The 14,263-nt window shown below is 66.5% G+C and carries 14 protein-coding genes and 1 tRNA gene; 5 read left to right on the forward strand and 10 right to left on the reverse strand.

Annotation, left to right across the window (positions count from 1 at the left end):
• The first annotated feature begins 3 nt into the window (after positions 1 to 3).
• From D106_RS0111530 to D106_RS0111540, 3 genes are read left to right on the forward strand one after another with little or no spacing between them, the layout of a single operon-like run.
• Entirely contained in the window at positions 4 to 981 is a 978-nt protein-coding gene (locus D106_RS0111530; RefSeq protein ID WP_018880125.1) for an ROK family protein, read from the forward strand.
• Between the two features lie 37 nt (positions 982 to 1,018).
• Positions 1,019 to 1,417 (forward strand): Co2+/Mg2+ efflux protein ApaG, encoded by a 399-nt coding sequence (gene apaG, locus D106_RS0111535; RefSeq protein ID WP_018867192.1) that lies wholly within the window; start codon positions 1,019 to 1,021, stop codon positions 1,415 to 1,417.
• A gap of 13 nt (positions 1,418 to 1,430) precedes the next feature.
• Entirely contained in the window at positions 1,431 to 2,264 is an 834-nt protein-coding gene (locus D106_RS0111540; protein ID WP_018877105.1) for a symmetrical bis(5'-nucleosyl)-tetraphosphatase, read from the forward strand.
• Positions 2,265 to 2,530: 266 nt separating this feature from the next.
• Here D106_RS0111540 and D106_RS15295 read toward each other — a convergent pair whose 3' ends face one another.
• Positions 2,531 to 2,740, reverse strand: coding sequence for a hypothetical protein (locus D106_RS15295; RefSeq protein ID WP_018880126.1), 210 nt, complete (start codon positions 2,738 to 2,740; stop codon positions 2,531 to 2,533).
• A gap of 452 nt (positions 2,741 to 3,192) precedes the next feature.
• The gene (gene ilvA, locus D106_RS0111550) at positions 3,193 to 4,707 is read right to left on the reverse strand and encodes a threonine ammonia-lyase, biosynthetic (RefSeq protein ID WP_018875837.1); all 1,515 of its coding nucleotides are present in this window, start codon (positions 4,705 to 4,707) and stop codon (positions 3,193 to 3,195) included.
• Positions 4,708 to 4,809: 102 nt separating this feature from the next.
• Between ilvA and rpiA the strand changes: the two genes are divergently transcribed.
• Both rpiA and D106_RS0111560 read left to right on the forward strand, forming a co-directional pair.
• Complete coding sequence (rpiA, locus tag D106_RS0111555) at positions 4,810 to 5,472, forward strand: ribose-5-phosphate isomerase RpiA (RefSeq protein WP_026279276.1); 663 nt, start codon at positions 4,810 to 4,812, stop codon at positions 5,470 to 5,472.
• 18 nt (positions 5,473 to 5,490) lie between these two features.
• Positions 5,491 to 5,700 (forward strand): DUF2905 domain-containing protein, encoded by a 210-nt coding sequence (locus tag D106_RS0111560; protein ID WP_018867188.1) that lies wholly within the window; start codon positions 5,491 to 5,493, stop codon positions 5,698 to 5,700.
• Positions 5,701 to 5,805: 105 nt separating this feature from the next.
• Here D106_RS0111560 and D106_RS0111565 read toward each other — a convergent pair whose 3' ends face one another.
• The 8 genes from D106_RS0111565 to D106_RS0111605 form a co-directional block, all read right to left on the reverse strand.
• The gene (locus tag D106_RS0111565) at positions 5,806 to 6,639 is read right to left on the reverse strand and encodes a rhodanese-like domain-containing protein (RefSeq protein ID WP_026279275.1); all 834 of its coding nucleotides are present in this window, start codon (positions 6,637 to 6,639) and stop codon (positions 5,806 to 5,808) included.
• A gap of 169 nt (positions 6,640 to 6,808) precedes the next feature.
• Entirely contained in the window at positions 6,809 to 10,651 is a 3,843-nt protein-coding gene (locus D106_RS0111570; protein WP_018880127.1) for a DUF3683 domain-containing protein, read from the reverse strand.
• A gap of 152 nt (positions 10,652 to 10,803) precedes the next feature.
• A complete protein-coding gene (locus D106_RS14900) occupies positions 10,804 to 10,953 on the reverse strand; it encodes a DUF3096 domain-containing protein (RefSeq protein ID WP_018867185.1) in 150 nt (49 codons plus the stop codon).
• Between the two features lie 31 nt (positions 10,954 to 10,984).
• On the reverse strand, positions 10,985 to 11,902 hold the full coding sequence (locus D106_RS0111580; RefSeq protein WP_018875840.1) for an MBL fold metallo-hydrolase: 918 nt from the start codon (positions 11,900 to 11,902) through the stop codon (positions 10,985 to 10,987).
• Positions 11,903 to 12,427: 525 nt separating this feature from the next.
• Positions 12,428 to 12,501 (reverse strand) — tRNA-Gln (locus D106_RS0111590).
• A 43-nt stretch (positions 12,502 to 12,544) separates the two neighbouring features.
• Positions 12,545 to 12,937 (reverse strand): 30S ribosomal protein S9, encoded by a 393-nt coding sequence (rpsI, locus tag D106_RS0111595; protein ID WP_018867174.1) that lies wholly within the window; start codon positions 12,935 to 12,937, stop codon positions 12,545 to 12,547.
• Between the two features lie 31 nt (positions 12,938 to 12,968).
• Positions 12,969 to 13,397, reverse strand: coding sequence for a 50S ribosomal protein L13 (rplM, locus tag D106_RS0111600; RefSeq protein WP_017940583.1), 429 nt, complete (start codon positions 13,395 to 13,397; stop codon positions 12,969 to 12,971).
• 238 nt (positions 13,398 to 13,635) lie between these two features.
• Positions 13,636 to 14,157, reverse strand: coding sequence for a DUF4168 domain-containing protein (locus D106_RS0111605; RefSeq protein ID WP_026280254.1), 522 nt, complete (start codon positions 14,155 to 14,157; stop codon positions 13,636 to 13,638).
• Between the last annotated feature and the right edge of the window lie 106 nt (positions 14,158 to 14,263).

The raw sequence follows: 14,263 nt of genomic DNA on the forward strand, positions 1-14,263 counted from the left end.
CCCATGGACCTGATCGTTGCCGATGTCGGCGGAACCAACACCCGTGTCGCGCGCGCCCGCCGCGAGGCGGATGGCTGGTCCCTGCACGAGGCGCAACGCTACCCGAGCCGCGAGCATCCGGACCTCGCCAGCATCCTTGAGCACTGGCGCCACGAATACGCCACAGTGGATACGTTCGCCGCCGCCGGACTCGCGGTGGCCGGCCCGGTCCATCAGGGCCGGGCACGCGTGACCAACCTGGACTGGCCCGCCCTGGAGGCCGCCAGCCTCGGCGAACGCCTGGGTATGCCGGTCACGCTCCTCAACGACTTCGCCGCCATCGGCGCGAGCCTCGACGCGCTGCAACCCGGCGACTGCGAGACCCTCCAGCACGCGACACCCGATCCGGCGGGCCTGCGCCTGGTCGCGGGGGCCGGCACCGGGCTGGGCACCTGTCTGGTGGGTCCGCCCGGCCGGCCCGCCATCTATCCCGGCGAGGGCGGACACGCGCGCTTCTCGCCCGCCGGGCCCGAAGAGGCCGCGCTGGGCGATTTCGTAACCCGCGAACTGGGCTACTGCACGCGCGAACACCTGCTGAGCGGGCGCGGGATCGCCCGCATCGGCCAGTTCGAGCTCGACCGGCAAGCGGATCCCGAGCTGGCGGAGGCCCTTGCCGCGCGGGACCCGGCAGCCGCTATCGGCGAACTGGCCCGGGCGGGCCACCCGGCCGCCGAGAACGTGATCGACCGCTTCGTCGGGCTGTATGCCGGACAGCTGGCCGACATGGCCCTGACCGCGCTCCCCACCGGCGGCATTTACCTGGCCGGCGGGATCGCGCCCCGCTGGGTCGACGCCTTCCGTGGCCCGCGCTTTCGCTGTGCCTTCCGGAATCGCCCACCGATGACCCACTTGCTTGAGCAATTGCCCGTGGCCCTTATCATGCACCCCGAACCGGGCCTGCTGGGCGCCGCCGTCTGCGCCAGCCGGTCCGCGACCCCCTGATGCCGGGTCTCCCGCTCAAACCTGGAGCCACAACCGCATGAACCCGCCCCAAGAGCACGACGCCGAAGCCCATACCATCGAGATCGAGGTGTCCACCGCCTACGTGGAGGACCAGTCCGAGCCGGATGACGACCGCTACGTGTTCGCCTATCACGTGGTCATTCGCAACGCCGGCGCGCTGACCGTGCAACTGCTCAACCGCCACTGGATCATCCGCGACGGCCGCGACCAGACGCAGGAGGTCCGTGGCGAGGGGGTGGTCGGCGAACAGCCGAGCATCGCGCCCGGCGACAGCTTCGAATACACCAGCGGCACGGTCATCGAGACCCCGGTCGGCACCATGGAGGGCTCCTACGGCATGCGCGACGAACGCGGCAACACCTTCGACGCGCCGATCCCGCCGTTCACCCTCTCCGTCCCGCGCACCCTGCACTAGGCCGGGCGGAACGATGGCGCTGTACGCCGTTGGGGATCTCCAGGGCTGTCTGGACCCGCTGGATCGACTCCTGGAACAGGTGCGGTTCGATCCGGCGGAGGACCACCTGTGGCTGGTCGGCGACCTGGTCAACCGCGGCCCGGACTCGCTGGGCTGCCTGCGCCGGGTCATGGACCTGGGCGATGCTGCCACGACGGTCCTCGGCAACCACGACCTCCACCTGCTCGCCACCGCACAGGGCGTCCGCACGCCCGGTGGCAAGGACACCCTGCGCCCGGTGCTGGATGCCCCGGATGCCGCGGACCTGCTCGACTGGCTGGCCCAGCGCCCGTTGCTGCACCGCGACACCGCCAGCGGCTGGACCCTGGTGCATGCCGGACTCCCGCCCGCCTGGGACCCGGACACGGCCGCGCGCGAGACCCGGCGCGTGGAGGCCGAGCTGCGCGACCCGGCACGACGCCACGCACTGTTCGAGGTCATGTACGGCGACGAACCCAGCCACTGGAGCCCGGATCTCGACGGATACGAGCGCCTGCGCTACACCATCAATGCCTGTACCCGCATGCGCTATCTCACCGCGGACGGCGACCTGGAGTTCGCCGGCAATGGCCCGCCCGAGGAAGCGCCCTCTGATCTCCGGCCCTGGTTCCGGATGCCGGAACGAGCCGCCGCCGGGCACCCGATCGTGTTCGGACACTGGGCCGCGCTGGGCCACCGGGTGGGAGCGGACTGGCTGGCGCTGGACAGTGGCTGCGTCTGGGGCAACTGCATGACGCTTGCCCGCCTCGATCACACCGACGGCGACCCGGCCCGCGTCACCACCTGGCAGACGCCCTGCCCCGCCTGACCCGCCCGCTACCGCACACCGCATTCCCAGCACTCGCCGCAGTCATCCAGCCGCCTGCCTTGTTGTGGCTGGTCCTGGTTCGTCCTCTGGTGTTTACGGTGCTTTTGGCCCGCATACTGCCCGGCGCTGACTCGCCAGCGCGCCGCGAGGTCCTTTCTTGCTTGCCCAAGAAAGGACCCAAAGAAGGGCACCCGGATTTCGCCCGGGAACCTCGCTCCGGGCGTGCTGGGCCGGCGGCGCTGAACTCGCTGCGCCTTCGGCTCCGCTCAGACATCCAGCGCCTTCTCCCGGCCCATCACGCCCTCCGCGAGGGGCTCCATACGGGAGGGGAAGGTCAAGACAGAAGGTATTCCAGCCCCACGACACAACAATAGGTATTGCCATCCGAAAGCCTCCGGCGCCCGCGCCGCGGGCGCGGCACGCAACGGCCCAAGGCCGAGCGTGCCCAGATGCCGGAAGACCCAGCCTTGATCCATTACCACGAACCTGTGGACCGCCGTTGTCTTGACCTTGACCCCCCGTTGTCGTCGCGCCGAGTGGAGAGGGTTTTCGCGGGAGACAAGGCGCTGGATGTCTGAGCGGAGCCGCAGGCGCAGCGAGTTCAGCGCCGCCCGCGAAAACCCTCGGAGCGAGGGAAACCCCGGCCCGCGCAGCGGGCCGGGGTCGCGGCAGTCGGGCGTGTTTCTTGGGTACTTCTTTGCACGAGCAAAGAAGTACCTCGCGGCGCGCTGGCGAGTCAGCGCACGGCAGTACGTGGACCGAAGGCGCGTAAACACCGGATGCTGAACCAGGCCTAGCCAAAAATCGGCAGGTTGCGGACCGAAGGCACCGTAAACACCGGAGGACGAACCAGGACCAGCCACAGCAAGGCAGGCGGCCAGACGAAGGACCTGGCTGCGCTGACGAACAAGCGCCTGGTGAGATGCAGTCAGCGAAGGAAGAGGGAGTAGGCCGGGTTGCTGGTCTCCTCGTGCCACGGATACCCAACCTCCTTCAGGAACTCGCGGAACCGGGCCCGATCCTCGGACGGGATCTGCATACCGACCAGCACACGCCCGTAGGCCGCCCCATGATTGCGGTAATGGAACAGGCTGATATTCCAGGTCTGCCCCATATGCGTCAGGAAATTGAGCAACGCCCCGGGTCGCTCCGGAAACTCGAAGCGATAGATCCGCTCATTGCGGACCTCGCCCCCGTGGCCGCCGACCATATGCCGCAGGTGCAGCTTGGCGACCTCGTTCTCGGTCATATCGAGCACCTCGTACCCCGCCCCCTCCAGGGCCTCCAGGATCTCCCGGCGCTCGCGATCACCGCCCTCCAGCTTGATCCCGGCGAACACCTGCGCGTGCTCGTCGTCAGCATAGCGGTAGTTGAACTCGGTGATCCCGCGCTTGCCGATAGCCTGGCAAAACTGGCGGAAACTCCCCGGGCGCTCCGGGATGGTGACCGCGAACAGGGCCTCGCGATGCTCGCCGATCTCGGCGCGTTCGGCCACATGGCGCAGCCGGTCGAAATTGATGTTGGCGCCGCTTAAGACCGCAGCGAAGTTTCCGCCCTGCACGCCCTCGCGCTGGAGGTACTGTTTCATCCCGGCCACCGCCAGGGCACCGGCCGGCTCGGCGACCACGCGGGTATCGTCGAAGACATCCTTGATGGCCGCACAGATGGAGTCGGTATCCACCAGCAGGACCTCGTCGACAAGATCGCGGCACAGGCGGAAGGTCTCCTTGCCGACCTGGCGCACCGCCGCGCCGTCGGCAAAGATACCGACCTGCTTGAGGTTGACCCGGCGGTTCTGCTGCAGCGCCTTGTACATCGAGGGCGCGTCGTCCGGCTCCACACCGATGACCTTGATCTCCGGGCGCAGGCGCTTGATATAGGCCGCCATGCCAGCGGCGAGCCCCCCGCCTCCGATACAGACGAACACAGCATCGAGTTCGCCCGGATGCTGACGCAGCAGCTCCATGGCCACCGTGCCCTGCCCGGCAATCACGTCGGGGTCGTCGAACGGATGGATGAAAGTGTAGCCGTGCTTGGCTTCCAGCTCGCGGGCGTGGGCGGCGGCCTCGTCGAAGGAATCCCCGTGGAGTACGGCCTTGCCGCCGAAACGACGCACCGCGGCGATCTTGATCGAGGGCGTGGTCACCGGCATCACGATCACGGCCTTGATGCCGAGGTGGTTCGCCCCCAGCGCGACCCCCTGGGCATGATTGCCCGCGGAGGCCGCCACCACGCCCTTGGCGCGCTGTTCCGGGGTCAACTGGGCGATCTTGTTGTAGGCGCCGCGCAGCTTGAACGAGAACACCGGCTGCAGGTCCTCGCGCTTGAGCCAGAGCGTCGAGCCCAGGCGCTGCGACAGGGTCGGCATCGAGTCCAGGGGTGTCTCTCGGGCCACGTCGTAGACGCGCGCCGTCAGGATCTTCTCGAGATAGGGGATTTGCATGGCGAAACCATAGCATGCGAGCGGTTCACGGTTCCGCTTGTCCCGGGGCCGGAGCAGTCGGTATCCTCAATGGGTTATGGATCGTACATGCGAGAGATGTTGATGAATCAGGACGAAATGAAGAAGGCCGTGGCCGAGGCGGCGCTGGAACGGATCGAGAGCGGCTGGATCGTGGGTGTGGGTACCGGGTCTACCGCGAACTACTTCATCGACGCCCTGGCGGGCATCAAGGGCAAGATCGACGGGGCCGTCGCCTCCAGCGAGGCCAGCGCCGAGCGCCTGCGCGGACATGGCATCGAGGTGCTGGACCTGAACTCCGCCGGCCCGCTGCCGATCTACGTGGACGGCGCCGACGAGGCCACCCGGCACCTGCACCTGACCAAGGGCGGGGGCGGGGCCCTGACCCGCGAGAAGATCGTCGCGGCCGCATCGAAGACCTTCGTCTGCGTGGTCGACGAGACCAAGGTCGTGGACTACCTGGGCGCCTACCCGCTGCCGGTCGAGGTGATCCCGATGGCCCGCAGCCATGTCGCCCGCGCCCTGTCGAAGCTGGGCGGCAACCCGGAGCTGCGCGAGGGCTTCAAGACCGACAACGGCAACGTGATCCTCGACGTGCACAACCTGCGCATCATGAACCCGGTGGAGCTGGAGTCCGAGCTGGACCACATCGCCGGTGTCGTGACCAACGGCCTGTTCGCTCGGCGGCCGGCGGACGTGATGCTGGTGGGTTCGTCCACGGGCGTCGAGGAGATGACCGCCAAGTAATCGGTCGGGGCGACCGCCATGACCGACACGGGCAAGTGGCTGATCGTCATCGGCGGGTTGATCGTGGTGATCGGCCTGCTCTGGCCCTGGCTGGGCAAAATCCCCTGGGGCCGCTTGCCCGGGGATATCGTGATCGAGGGGGAAAACAGCCGGTTCTATTTCCCGATCACCACCATGATCATCGTCAGCGTGGTGATCTCGATCCTGCTGGCGCTTTTCCGGCGCTGACCCGCCGCCAGCGCACGCGCTGTCAAGCAAAAGGGCCGGGATCGCATGATCCCGGCCCTTTTTCAGTGCGAAAAACGCGGATGCAGGAAACGCTCCGGGCCTCGCCTAGCGCGCCATCACCTCGTCGTAGAAGCGCTGCAGGCCGCCCTCGAGGAAGCGGTAGTCCTCGACCCCCCGCTCCTCCAGGTGATACTGCAGCCAGCGCACCTGCTGCCCGTTCTGGTCGAAGATCAGCAGCGGGGCACCGTCCCGGCGGGCCTGGTCGACGATCCGATTGAGCGTGTCGATATTCTCCAGCGGCGCGGAGATCTCGCGCCCGGCGAACAGCGAAATCTCGTCGCGTTCCTCGTTGCCACGCACATCCACCACCACGGCATCGTCGTTCTCGCGGACGCGACGGGCAAAGGTGTCGGCCTCCAGCAGACGCGCCTCGAAGGCGTCGTCGGCAATCAACTGCGTCTCGGGGTCCTCGATGGGCTCACCGCGCAGGAGTGCCAGTCCGGGATAGCGTTCCGCCCAGTCCTTGACGCCGGCATCATACGCCTGGGTCGGGCCCAGCCCCGCGGAGTTGGCACGCGCCGCGGCGCGATACGACAGATAGCTCTCACGACCGTTGCAGTAGAACACCAGCGGGCCACCGTGCTGCTCCTCCAGTGCACGGACCTGGTCCTCGAAATCCGGGGCCCCGAGCGGGACGTGATGCGCCCCCTCGATGTGCAGGATGTCGTATTCCAGGCGCGGGCGGACGTCGATCACCGTGGAACGCGACAGCTGACCGCGCAGATCGAACAGGTCCACGGCATCCACACCAAAGCGCTCGTACAGGCTGCGTCCGGGGAACTCGACAAAGGCCTGGGCACTGGCCACGACAGGGGCACCGGCCAGCCCGACACAGAGGGCCATGACGGCAAGGCGGGGACTCAAAGAGCGAAAGGTCATGCGAACTCCCTTGCATGGACGGGTGAACATGCCGCACGCACTGCCGCGGCCCTGTTGGGGCGTATTCGACGCCCGTTGGGCGACGCGGCGAGACGGGGCTTTATTCCCCGGCCCGGCCGCTCGCCTCGCCCGATTGTAGCCAACCCGCACCCTTTGTGTGCAACGGAAACTACAGCAGCACCTTCTCAATCCCGCCCTCTCGCGCGCGGTCGATGAAGTTCTTCTGCCAGCCGTCGCCCATCAGGCGGTTGGCCATCTCGACCACGATGTAGTCGGTATCCAGCCCGGTGTCCTCGCGATAGCGCGACAGCCCCTGCTGGCAGGCCGGGCAGGAGGTCAGCATCTTCACGTTGCCGTTCTCTGCCTTCTCCTCGCCGGTCAGCTCCTTGATGCCCTTGTGCAGCTCTTCCTGCTTGCGGAAGCGCACCTGGGTGGCAATATCCGGGCGACTCACCGCGAACGTGCCGGCCTCGCCGCAGCAACGATCCGACTTCAGGACGTCCTGTCCCATCAGTTTGGAGGCGACGTCGGTCGGCTTGTGCGACTTCATCGGCGAGTGGCAGGGGTCGTGGTACATGTACTGCACGCCCTTGAGCCCCTCGAGCTTCACGCCCTTCTCCATCAGGTATTCGTGGATGTCGAGCAGGCGGCAGCCCGGGAAGATCCGCTCGAACTCGTACTTCAGCAGCTGATCCATGCAGGTCCCGCAGGACACCACGACGGTCTTGATGTCGAGGTAGTTGAGCGTGGTCGCCAGCCGGTGGAACAGCACGCGATTCTCGGTACTGATCTGCTGGCCCTTCTCGAAGTCGCCGCCGGCGTTCTGCGGATACCCGCAGCACAGGTAGCCCGGGGGCAGCACGGTCTGCGCACCGACGTCGTAGAGCATGGCCAGCGTCGCCAGCCCCACCTGGCTGAACAGGCGCTCGGAGCCGCAGCCGGGGAAGTAGAACACCGCATCCGAATCCAGATCGGTCTTCACCGGGTCGCGCAGGATCGGCACGTAGCGCGAATCCTCCAGCCCCAGCATCTGCCGCGTGGTCTGGCTCGGCAGGCCGGCGGGCATCGGCTTCTTCACGAAGTGCACCACCTGCTCGTGCACCGGCGCCTTGCCGGTGGTCGAGCGCGGGGTCTTGCCCTCGCCGGTCAGGTTCAGCTTCTTGAACGCGAAGTGCCCCAGACGCTGGGCGGCATAGCCCATCTGGATCGCGCCCTTGCGGATGCCCTTGATGGTGGCCGGATCCTTCGCGTTGAGGAAGGCCATGGACATCATCGTGGCCGGCGTCGCCTTGCGCTTGCCCTTCTTGTTGAGGATCGAACGCATGTGCATGGTCACGTCGCCAAAGTCGATGTCGACCGGGCACGGGTTCAGGCACTTGTGGCAGATCGTGCAGTGATCCGCGACGTCGTTCATCTCCTCGAAGTGATTGAGCGACAGCCCGCGCCGGGTCTGCTCCTCGTAGAGGAAGGCCTCGACGATCAGTCCGGTGGCCAGGATCTTGTTCCGCGGCGAGTAGAGCAGATTGGCGCGCGGGACATGCGTATTGCACTCCGGCTTGCACTTGCCGCAGCGCAGGCAGTCCTTGATCTCGTCGTTGAGATCGCCCAATTCGCTCTGCTCCAGGATCAGCGCCTCCTGCTTCACCAGACGCAGCGAAGGGGTGTAGGCATTGGACAGCCCGGAGCCCTCGAGCAGCTTGCCGGCGTTGAACACGCCGTTCGGGTCGACCTGCTTCTTGTACTTCGCGAACGACTCGATGCGCTCGGGTTCCAGGTACTGCATCTTGGTCAGGCCGATGCCGTGCTCGCCGGAGATCACCCCGTTCAGCTCGCGCGCCAGGCGCATCACGTCGTCCACCAGACGCTCGGCCTGGTGCATCATCTGGTAGTCGTTGGAGTTGACCGGGATGTTGGTGTGCACGTTGCCGTCGCCCGCATGCATGTGCAGGGCGATGAATAGCCGGCTGGTCAGCACGCGGTCATGGATCGCCGCCAGGCGCTTGCGCACCGGCTCCAGCTGGTGGCCACCGAAGATCTCGAACAGCGGGCGCTCGACCTCGGCGCGGTAGGAGATCCGCAGGCTGCGCCGCAGCAGCAGGTTCATCAGCTTGTCGTGGTCGCGACGGTCAGCGCGGGCCGACTCGTCGAGCAGCTCGTCGCACTCCGACGCGAGCGTGAAGAAGTTCTCCGAGATCGCCTCCCAGCGCTTCTTCACCGCCTCCAGGACCTCCACGGCGCGCTCGCGCTTGGACTCGAACCACTGCTGACCCTCGCCGCCGGTGTCCTCCAGCAGCTCGCGCAGTTCGGGATGGTCGCCGCGCATGCACTCCAGCACCTCGTCGACCATGGTCAGCTTGTTCTTCAGCGACTCGCGCACGTTCAGGGATTCGATCCCCTCGGTGTACTCCGCCAGACGCTCCAGCGGGATCACCACATCCTCGTTGATCTTGAAGGCGTTGGTGTGGTGGGCGATCGCCGCGGTGCGGGCGCGATCCGCCCAGAAGCGCTTGCGCGCCTCGGGGCTGACCGCAATGAAGCCCTCGCCGTTTCGGGCATTGGCCGCGCGCACCATCTGGGCGGCCAGCCGACCCAGCGCATCCTCGTCGTCGGAGACGATATCGGCGACCAGCACCATCTTCGGCAGGTCGCCGCGCGCGCCTTTCGGCGTGTACTTGACCGCGCGTACATAGCGCTCGTCCAGGTGCTCGAGGCCGGCCAGCAGGACGTCGTCCTCGGCATCCACCGCGTCCTTGATCTCGACAATCGCCGGGACGGCCTGGTGCAGGTCGGTCCCGTAGAACTCGAGACACACGGTGCGGATGTTGTCGGGCATGCGGTGCAGGATGAACTCGGCCGAGGTGATCAGGCCGTCACAGCCTTCCTTCTGGATGCCCGGCACGCCCATCAGGGCCTTGTCGGTCACGTCCTTGCCCAGGCCCAGCTTGCGGAAGCGCTGCCCCGGCATCTCGAGGATCTCGGGCTCGCCCTTCGGGGTCTTGCCATCCGGCTGATAGCGCGTCACGCGGAAGCGCACCGTCTCGGCGTCGTGGATCTTGCCCAGGTTGTGATCGAGGCGCTCGATGTACATCCACTCCGCCTCGGGCGTGACCATCGTCCAGGCCGCCAGGTTGTCCAGCGCGGTACCCCACAGCACGGCCTTCTTGCCACCGGCGTTCATCGCCACGTTGCCGCCGATGGTCGAGGCATCCTGCGAGGTCGGATCGACCGCGAACACCAGGCCATTGCGATCGGCCAGTTCGGAGACGCGCTTGGTGACCACGCCGGCCTCCACGCGCACCACCGGCACGTCGTGCTCCACGCCCGGCAACGGTCGCCGCTTGACCTCGCCGAGGCCCTCCAGCTTTTCGGTGTTGATCACCGCGGAACGCTTGGACAGCGGGACCGCGCTGCCGGTGTAGCCAGTGCCGCCACCGCGCGGGATCACCGTCAGGCCCAGCTCGATGCAGGCCGCGACCAGCGGCCCCATCTCTTCCTCTGAATCAGGGGTCAGCACCACGAACGGCAGTTCCACGCGCCAGTCGGTCGCGTCGGTCACGTGGGACACCCGCGCCAGCCCGCCGAACTGGATATTGTCCTTGTGCGTGAGGCCCTTCATGCGCTTGCGCACCTGGTCGCGCAGCGCCGCGGTGTCGGTGAATTCCTTGGCAAAGGCGGATACCGCCGCCTGGGAGCGCTGGGCCAGCTTCAATGCCTTTTCGTTGCCATCGGCCCGGGCCGTGATCTGGTCCAGGCGATGCTGCATGGCGTCGATCAGCGCCTTGCGGCGCTTCTTGTCCTCCAGCAGGTCGTCCTGGATATACGGGTTGCGGGTGACCACCCACATGTCCCCCAGGACCTCGAACAGCATGCGCGCGGACACGCCCGTCCGACGCTCCCCACGCAGCTCGTTGAGGAGATCCCAGGTATCGGACCCCAGGAAACGGATGACGATTTCGCGGTCGGAGAAGGAGGTGTAGTTATAGGGTATTTCTCGAACGCGTTCGGCGGTCATTGAGGCGTGGCCCCCCGATCAAAGTGAGGCCAAAGAGTAACGGGTCCGCGCGCCCTGCGCATGAAGTCGCACTGTTGGTCCATGCTTTTGGGCACCAAACTATCCCCCGGGAACCACCCGGGCTCGCGGCCCAGGCGGTCCCGCAGTGTGCCCTACCAGTGGGCCAGGAGCCCCAGCACCCCGATCACGATCAGGTAGATCGCGACGATGTAATTGAGGAGCCGGGGACGGATCAGGATCAGAATCCCCGCCACCAGCGACAGGATGGCCATCAGCAGGCTCGGGTCAATATGCAGCGTCATGCAGCGACTCCCTTGCCGAACGCCGGCGCGTTCAGAACAGTTTTTCTTCCATCTCGAGATAGACCGCGTTGGCATTGCTGCGGTTGGTCTGCTCGAAGGCCGGGAGATCCTCGTAGTCGCTCCAGTCCATGGCCGCGTAGGCCTCGTCGAAGGTCTCCATGTTCTCCACGGCCGCGCCCATGTGCTCGCGCAGCTTCACCAGGTAGTCACGCGTAAACTTCACCGCTCGGCTTGCCTGATCGGTGGCCTCGCCATGCCCCGGGACCAGGAATTTCAGGTCCATCTCCATCAGTTCTTCCAGACGATTGACCCAGTTCTCCGAATCCAGCGCGTCGTCCCCCAGAAACGGGATACGGCCGTCAAAGACGATGTCACCGGCAAACACCACGCCCGTCTCCTCCACCACCATGATGATGTCGTCGGGTGAATGGGCCGGGCCGGCGTGCACGCAGCGAAAGGTCTTGCCGCCAAGACGGATGGTGTACTCGTCATCGAAGAACTCGTCCGGCGGGATGATCTGCGTGTCCTCGTCCACCCATGGCGTCAGCACCCCGCGACGCTGTTCCAGTCGCGCCACCGCGCCTGGCCCGCCGAGGTAGTCGCGTGCCCGTGCCTGACCGATGATCTTCGCGTCGGTATGGTCGGCGAACGCCTGCAGGCCGTAGATGTGGTCCGCATGGTAATGCCCGGCGATCACGTACTTGATCGGCTGGTCGGTCACCTCACGGATCCGGCGGATCATCTCGAAGCCCAGCGGCGGGGTCCCCAGGGCGTCGTAGACCACCACCCCTTCGTCGGTCACAACGAATCCGGCGTTCGATGTGTGCCCCTGGTTGTCGGGGTCCGGGATGCCGGAGATCCCGATCATGTACCAGGTGTCCGCGCCCTCCACTTCGTGGGCGGTGGTATCGACGGTCACGGGCTCGTAGGGGTTATCGGGTACCGACATCTTTGCTCCACTCCTCTTCTCTTCGGTATTCGGGTCCATTCGGCCCGGTGGCTCCGGGCTCTGCAGCATTGGACGGGAAAAGCGCGCCAGAATTCCCTGCATTTCCCGTTCCCGGTCAGGGGATTGTAGCGGAGTCGGGGACACGGTCGAGGAAGGGGCTGATGCGGGGCCGCGGATCGATGACGAACGAGGGCAGGACGCGGACCGCAAGCCGCCCCTGCAGTATCGACAAGACCTGGCGGGAGATCGGCATCCACCGGCCCAATCGGACGGGCCCGGGTTGGCATGAACCGGAAGACTGCCCGCTCATGCGACATGCGAGCGCACCCCGTCGAGGGGCGCGCTCGCATGGATGGCTGGGGGACCAGGATGATTCGGCGGCTACGCCGCCTCACCCCTTCGGGGCTGCACGCGCGGCGCGCGTGCAGTGCTCCGCTGCGCTTCGCCGAACCTTCCAGGTTCGAACCCTGGGCTCGCTCATATATCCATAGAAAAGGGCCCCACGAGGGGGCCCTTTTCTATGGATGGCTGGGGGACCAGGATTCGAACCTGGGTTGACGGAGTCAGAGTCCGTAGTCCTACCGCTAGACGATCCCCCAGTAAACCGGATCGCGTGCGTCCCGCAGAAACTCGAGCCGAATTTTAACGCTTCGAGTACTGGGTTGCACGACGGGCCTTGCGCAGGCCGATCTTCTTCCGCTCCACCTCGCGGGCATCGCGGGTCAGATGACCACCACGACGCAGCGGCGAGCGCAGCTCTTCGTTGTACTGCACCAGGGCGCGGGCAATGCCCAGGCGGATCGCACCGGCCTGGCCGTTACCACCACCGCCCTCGACGGTTGCGATCACGTCGAAGTTTTCGGTGGACTCGGTCGCCTCCAGCGGCTGGCGCACGACCATGCGCGAGGTCTGGCGGCCGAAGAACTCGTCCAGCGGCTTCTGGTTAACCGTGATGTTGCCCGTACCCGGGCGCAGGAAGACGCGCGCAGCGGCGGTCTTGCGGCGGCCGGTGCCGTAATACTGATTGGTAGCCATTCGGATCGATTCCCTTGCTGATTCTGGCGGCTCAGACTTCGAGCGGCTGCGGCTGCTGGGCCGTATGCCGGTGTTCGGTGCCGGCGTAGACCTTGAGCTTCTTGAACATGGCCCGGCCAAGCGGGTTGCGCGGCAGCATGCCCTTCACGGCAAGCTCCAGCACCTTCTCCGGATGACGCTCGATCATCTGGGTGAAGTTGGCTTCCTTGATGCCACCCGGATAACCGGTGTGGTGGAAGTACTTCTTGTCCATGGCCTTGTTGCCGGAGACGCGAATCTTCTCCGCGTTGATCACGACGATGTAGTCGCCGGTATCGACATGCGGCGTGTACACGGGCTTGTGCTTCCCGCGCAGACGGCGTGCGATCTCCGTGGCGAGTCGGCCGAGGGTCTTGCCGTCGGCGTCGACGAGAAACCAGTCGCGTTCGACTTCGGCCGGCTTGGCGCTGATGGTACTCATGATGTTCGATGCTCCGAGGTCGGGGCGATTCAGAAAGCGCGCAAGAATAACGCTTCCCTTCACCCGATTCAAGCAAAAGGGACAATTCGCGAGACGGGCCGCGCTCGACGTCCACCGGAGGCGACGTGGCGGGCCGGGGCCTGCGCGAGCGCCCTCCGCACATAATAAAGGGGCCGCCCCGAAGGGCGGCCCCCCTTGCAGGCCCCGGGCGCAAGGCCCGGGGCGGCACACAACCCGTTTACAGCTGAGCTTCGGCGCGCTCCTGCACTTCCTGCATCAGCTCGGGGTCGTTCTGCAGGGCCATGGCGACTTCGTTGTATTCCTCGACGCTCATGCCCGCATCTTCCACGGCGCTGACCATTTCGTCCTGAGCTTCCTGCTGCATGGACTGCGCCTCGGTCTCGTCCTCGGCGTTCTGCAGGCGGTCAGCGAAGTCCTCGCGCACTTCCTGCACCGCGACGAAGGCGGTCACGAAGGTGTCGATGTCCTCTTCGCTCAGGTCCACCTCGGGGGCTTCCTGCATCGGGGCTCCGCCCTGGGCCGCGCCACCCTGGGCGCCACCCTGCGGCGGCTGGCCGCCCTGGGCACCGCCGCCGGCGCCGGCACCGCCTTCCTGGGCCGGGGGCTGGCCACCCTGGGCGCCGCCCATGTCGCCACCGCCGGCGCCGCCTTCGGCACCACCATACTGCGCGGAGGCCGCGCCACCCACGGCAAACAGGGAGGTCAGGGCCATTGCGAGGATCGTCTTGCGCATATTCATCATGTTGCTCCTTTTCCTTTGGTTCGATCGGATCTCGCGGCCGACCGGGACCCGCTCGAGGCGCCCCCGGTCCAGCCGCGCCGCAACCGTGTGAGGAGGAATGAGC

It is taken from the genome of Thioalkalivibrio sp. ALE9 (genome assembly GCF_000377445.1).
In the GTDB taxonomy this organism is placed as follows: Bacteria; Pseudomonadota; Gammaproteobacteria; order Ectothiorhodospirales; family Ectothiorhodospiraceae; genus Thioalkalivibrio.

Excerpts from the sequence above, each read along its gene's own strand:
- rplM (WP_017940583.1), bottom strand. The coding sequence starts at position 13,397 with ATGAGTACCATCAGCGCCAAGCCGGCCGAAGTCGAACGCGACTGGTTT.
- D106_RS0111530 (WP_018880125.1), top strand. The coding sequence starts at position 4 with ATGGACCTGATCGTTGCCGATGTCGGCGGAACCAACACCCGTGTCGCG.
- rpiA (WP_026279276.1), top strand. The coding sequence starts at position 4,810 with ATGAATCAGGACGAAATGAAGAAGGCCGTGGCCGAGGCGGCGCTGGAA.
- D106_RS0111580 (WP_018875840.1), bottom strand. The coding sequence starts at position 11,902 with ATGTCGGTACCCGATAACCCCTACGAGCCCGTGACCGTCGATACCACC.
- D106_RS0111605 (WP_026280254.1), bottom strand. The coding sequence starts at position 14,157 with ATGAATATGCGCAAGACGATCCTCGCAATGGCCCTGACCTCCCTGTTT.
- apaG (WP_018867192.1), top strand. The coding sequence starts at position 1,019 with ATGAACCCGCCCCAAGAGCACGACGCCGAAGCCCATACCATCGAGATC.
- D106_RS14900 (WP_018867185.1), bottom strand. The coding sequence starts at position 10,953 with ATGACGCTGCATATTGACCCGAGCCTGCTGATGGCCATCCTGTCGCTG.
- D106_RS0111560 (WP_018867188.1), top strand. The coding sequence starts at position 5,491 with ATGACCGACACGGGCAAGTGGCTGATCGTCATCGGCGGGTTGATCGTG.
- ilvA (WP_018875837.1), bottom strand. The coding sequence starts at position 4,707 with ATGCAAATCCCCTATCTCGAGAAGATCCTGACGGCGCGCGTCTACGAC.
- D106_RS0111565 (WP_026279275.1), bottom strand. The coding sequence starts at position 6,639 with ATGACCTTTCGCTCTTTGAGTCCCCGCCTTGCCGTCATGGCCCTCTGT.
- D106_RS15295 (WP_018880126.1), bottom strand. The coding sequence starts at position 2,740 with ATGGATCAAGGCTGGGTCTTCCGGCATCTGGGCACGCTCGGCCTTGGG.
- rpsI (WP_018867174.1), bottom strand. The coding sequence starts at position 12,937 with ATGGCTACCAATCAGTATTACGGCACCGGCCGCCGCAAGACCGCCGCT.
- D106_RS0111570 (WP_018880127.1), bottom strand. The coding sequence starts at position 10,651 with ATGACCGCCGAACGCGTTCGAGAAATACCCTATAACTACACCTCCTTC.
- D106_RS0111540 (WP_018877105.1), top strand. The coding sequence starts at position 1,431 with ATGGCGCTGTACGCCGTTGGGGATCTCCAGGGCTGTCTGGACCCGCTG.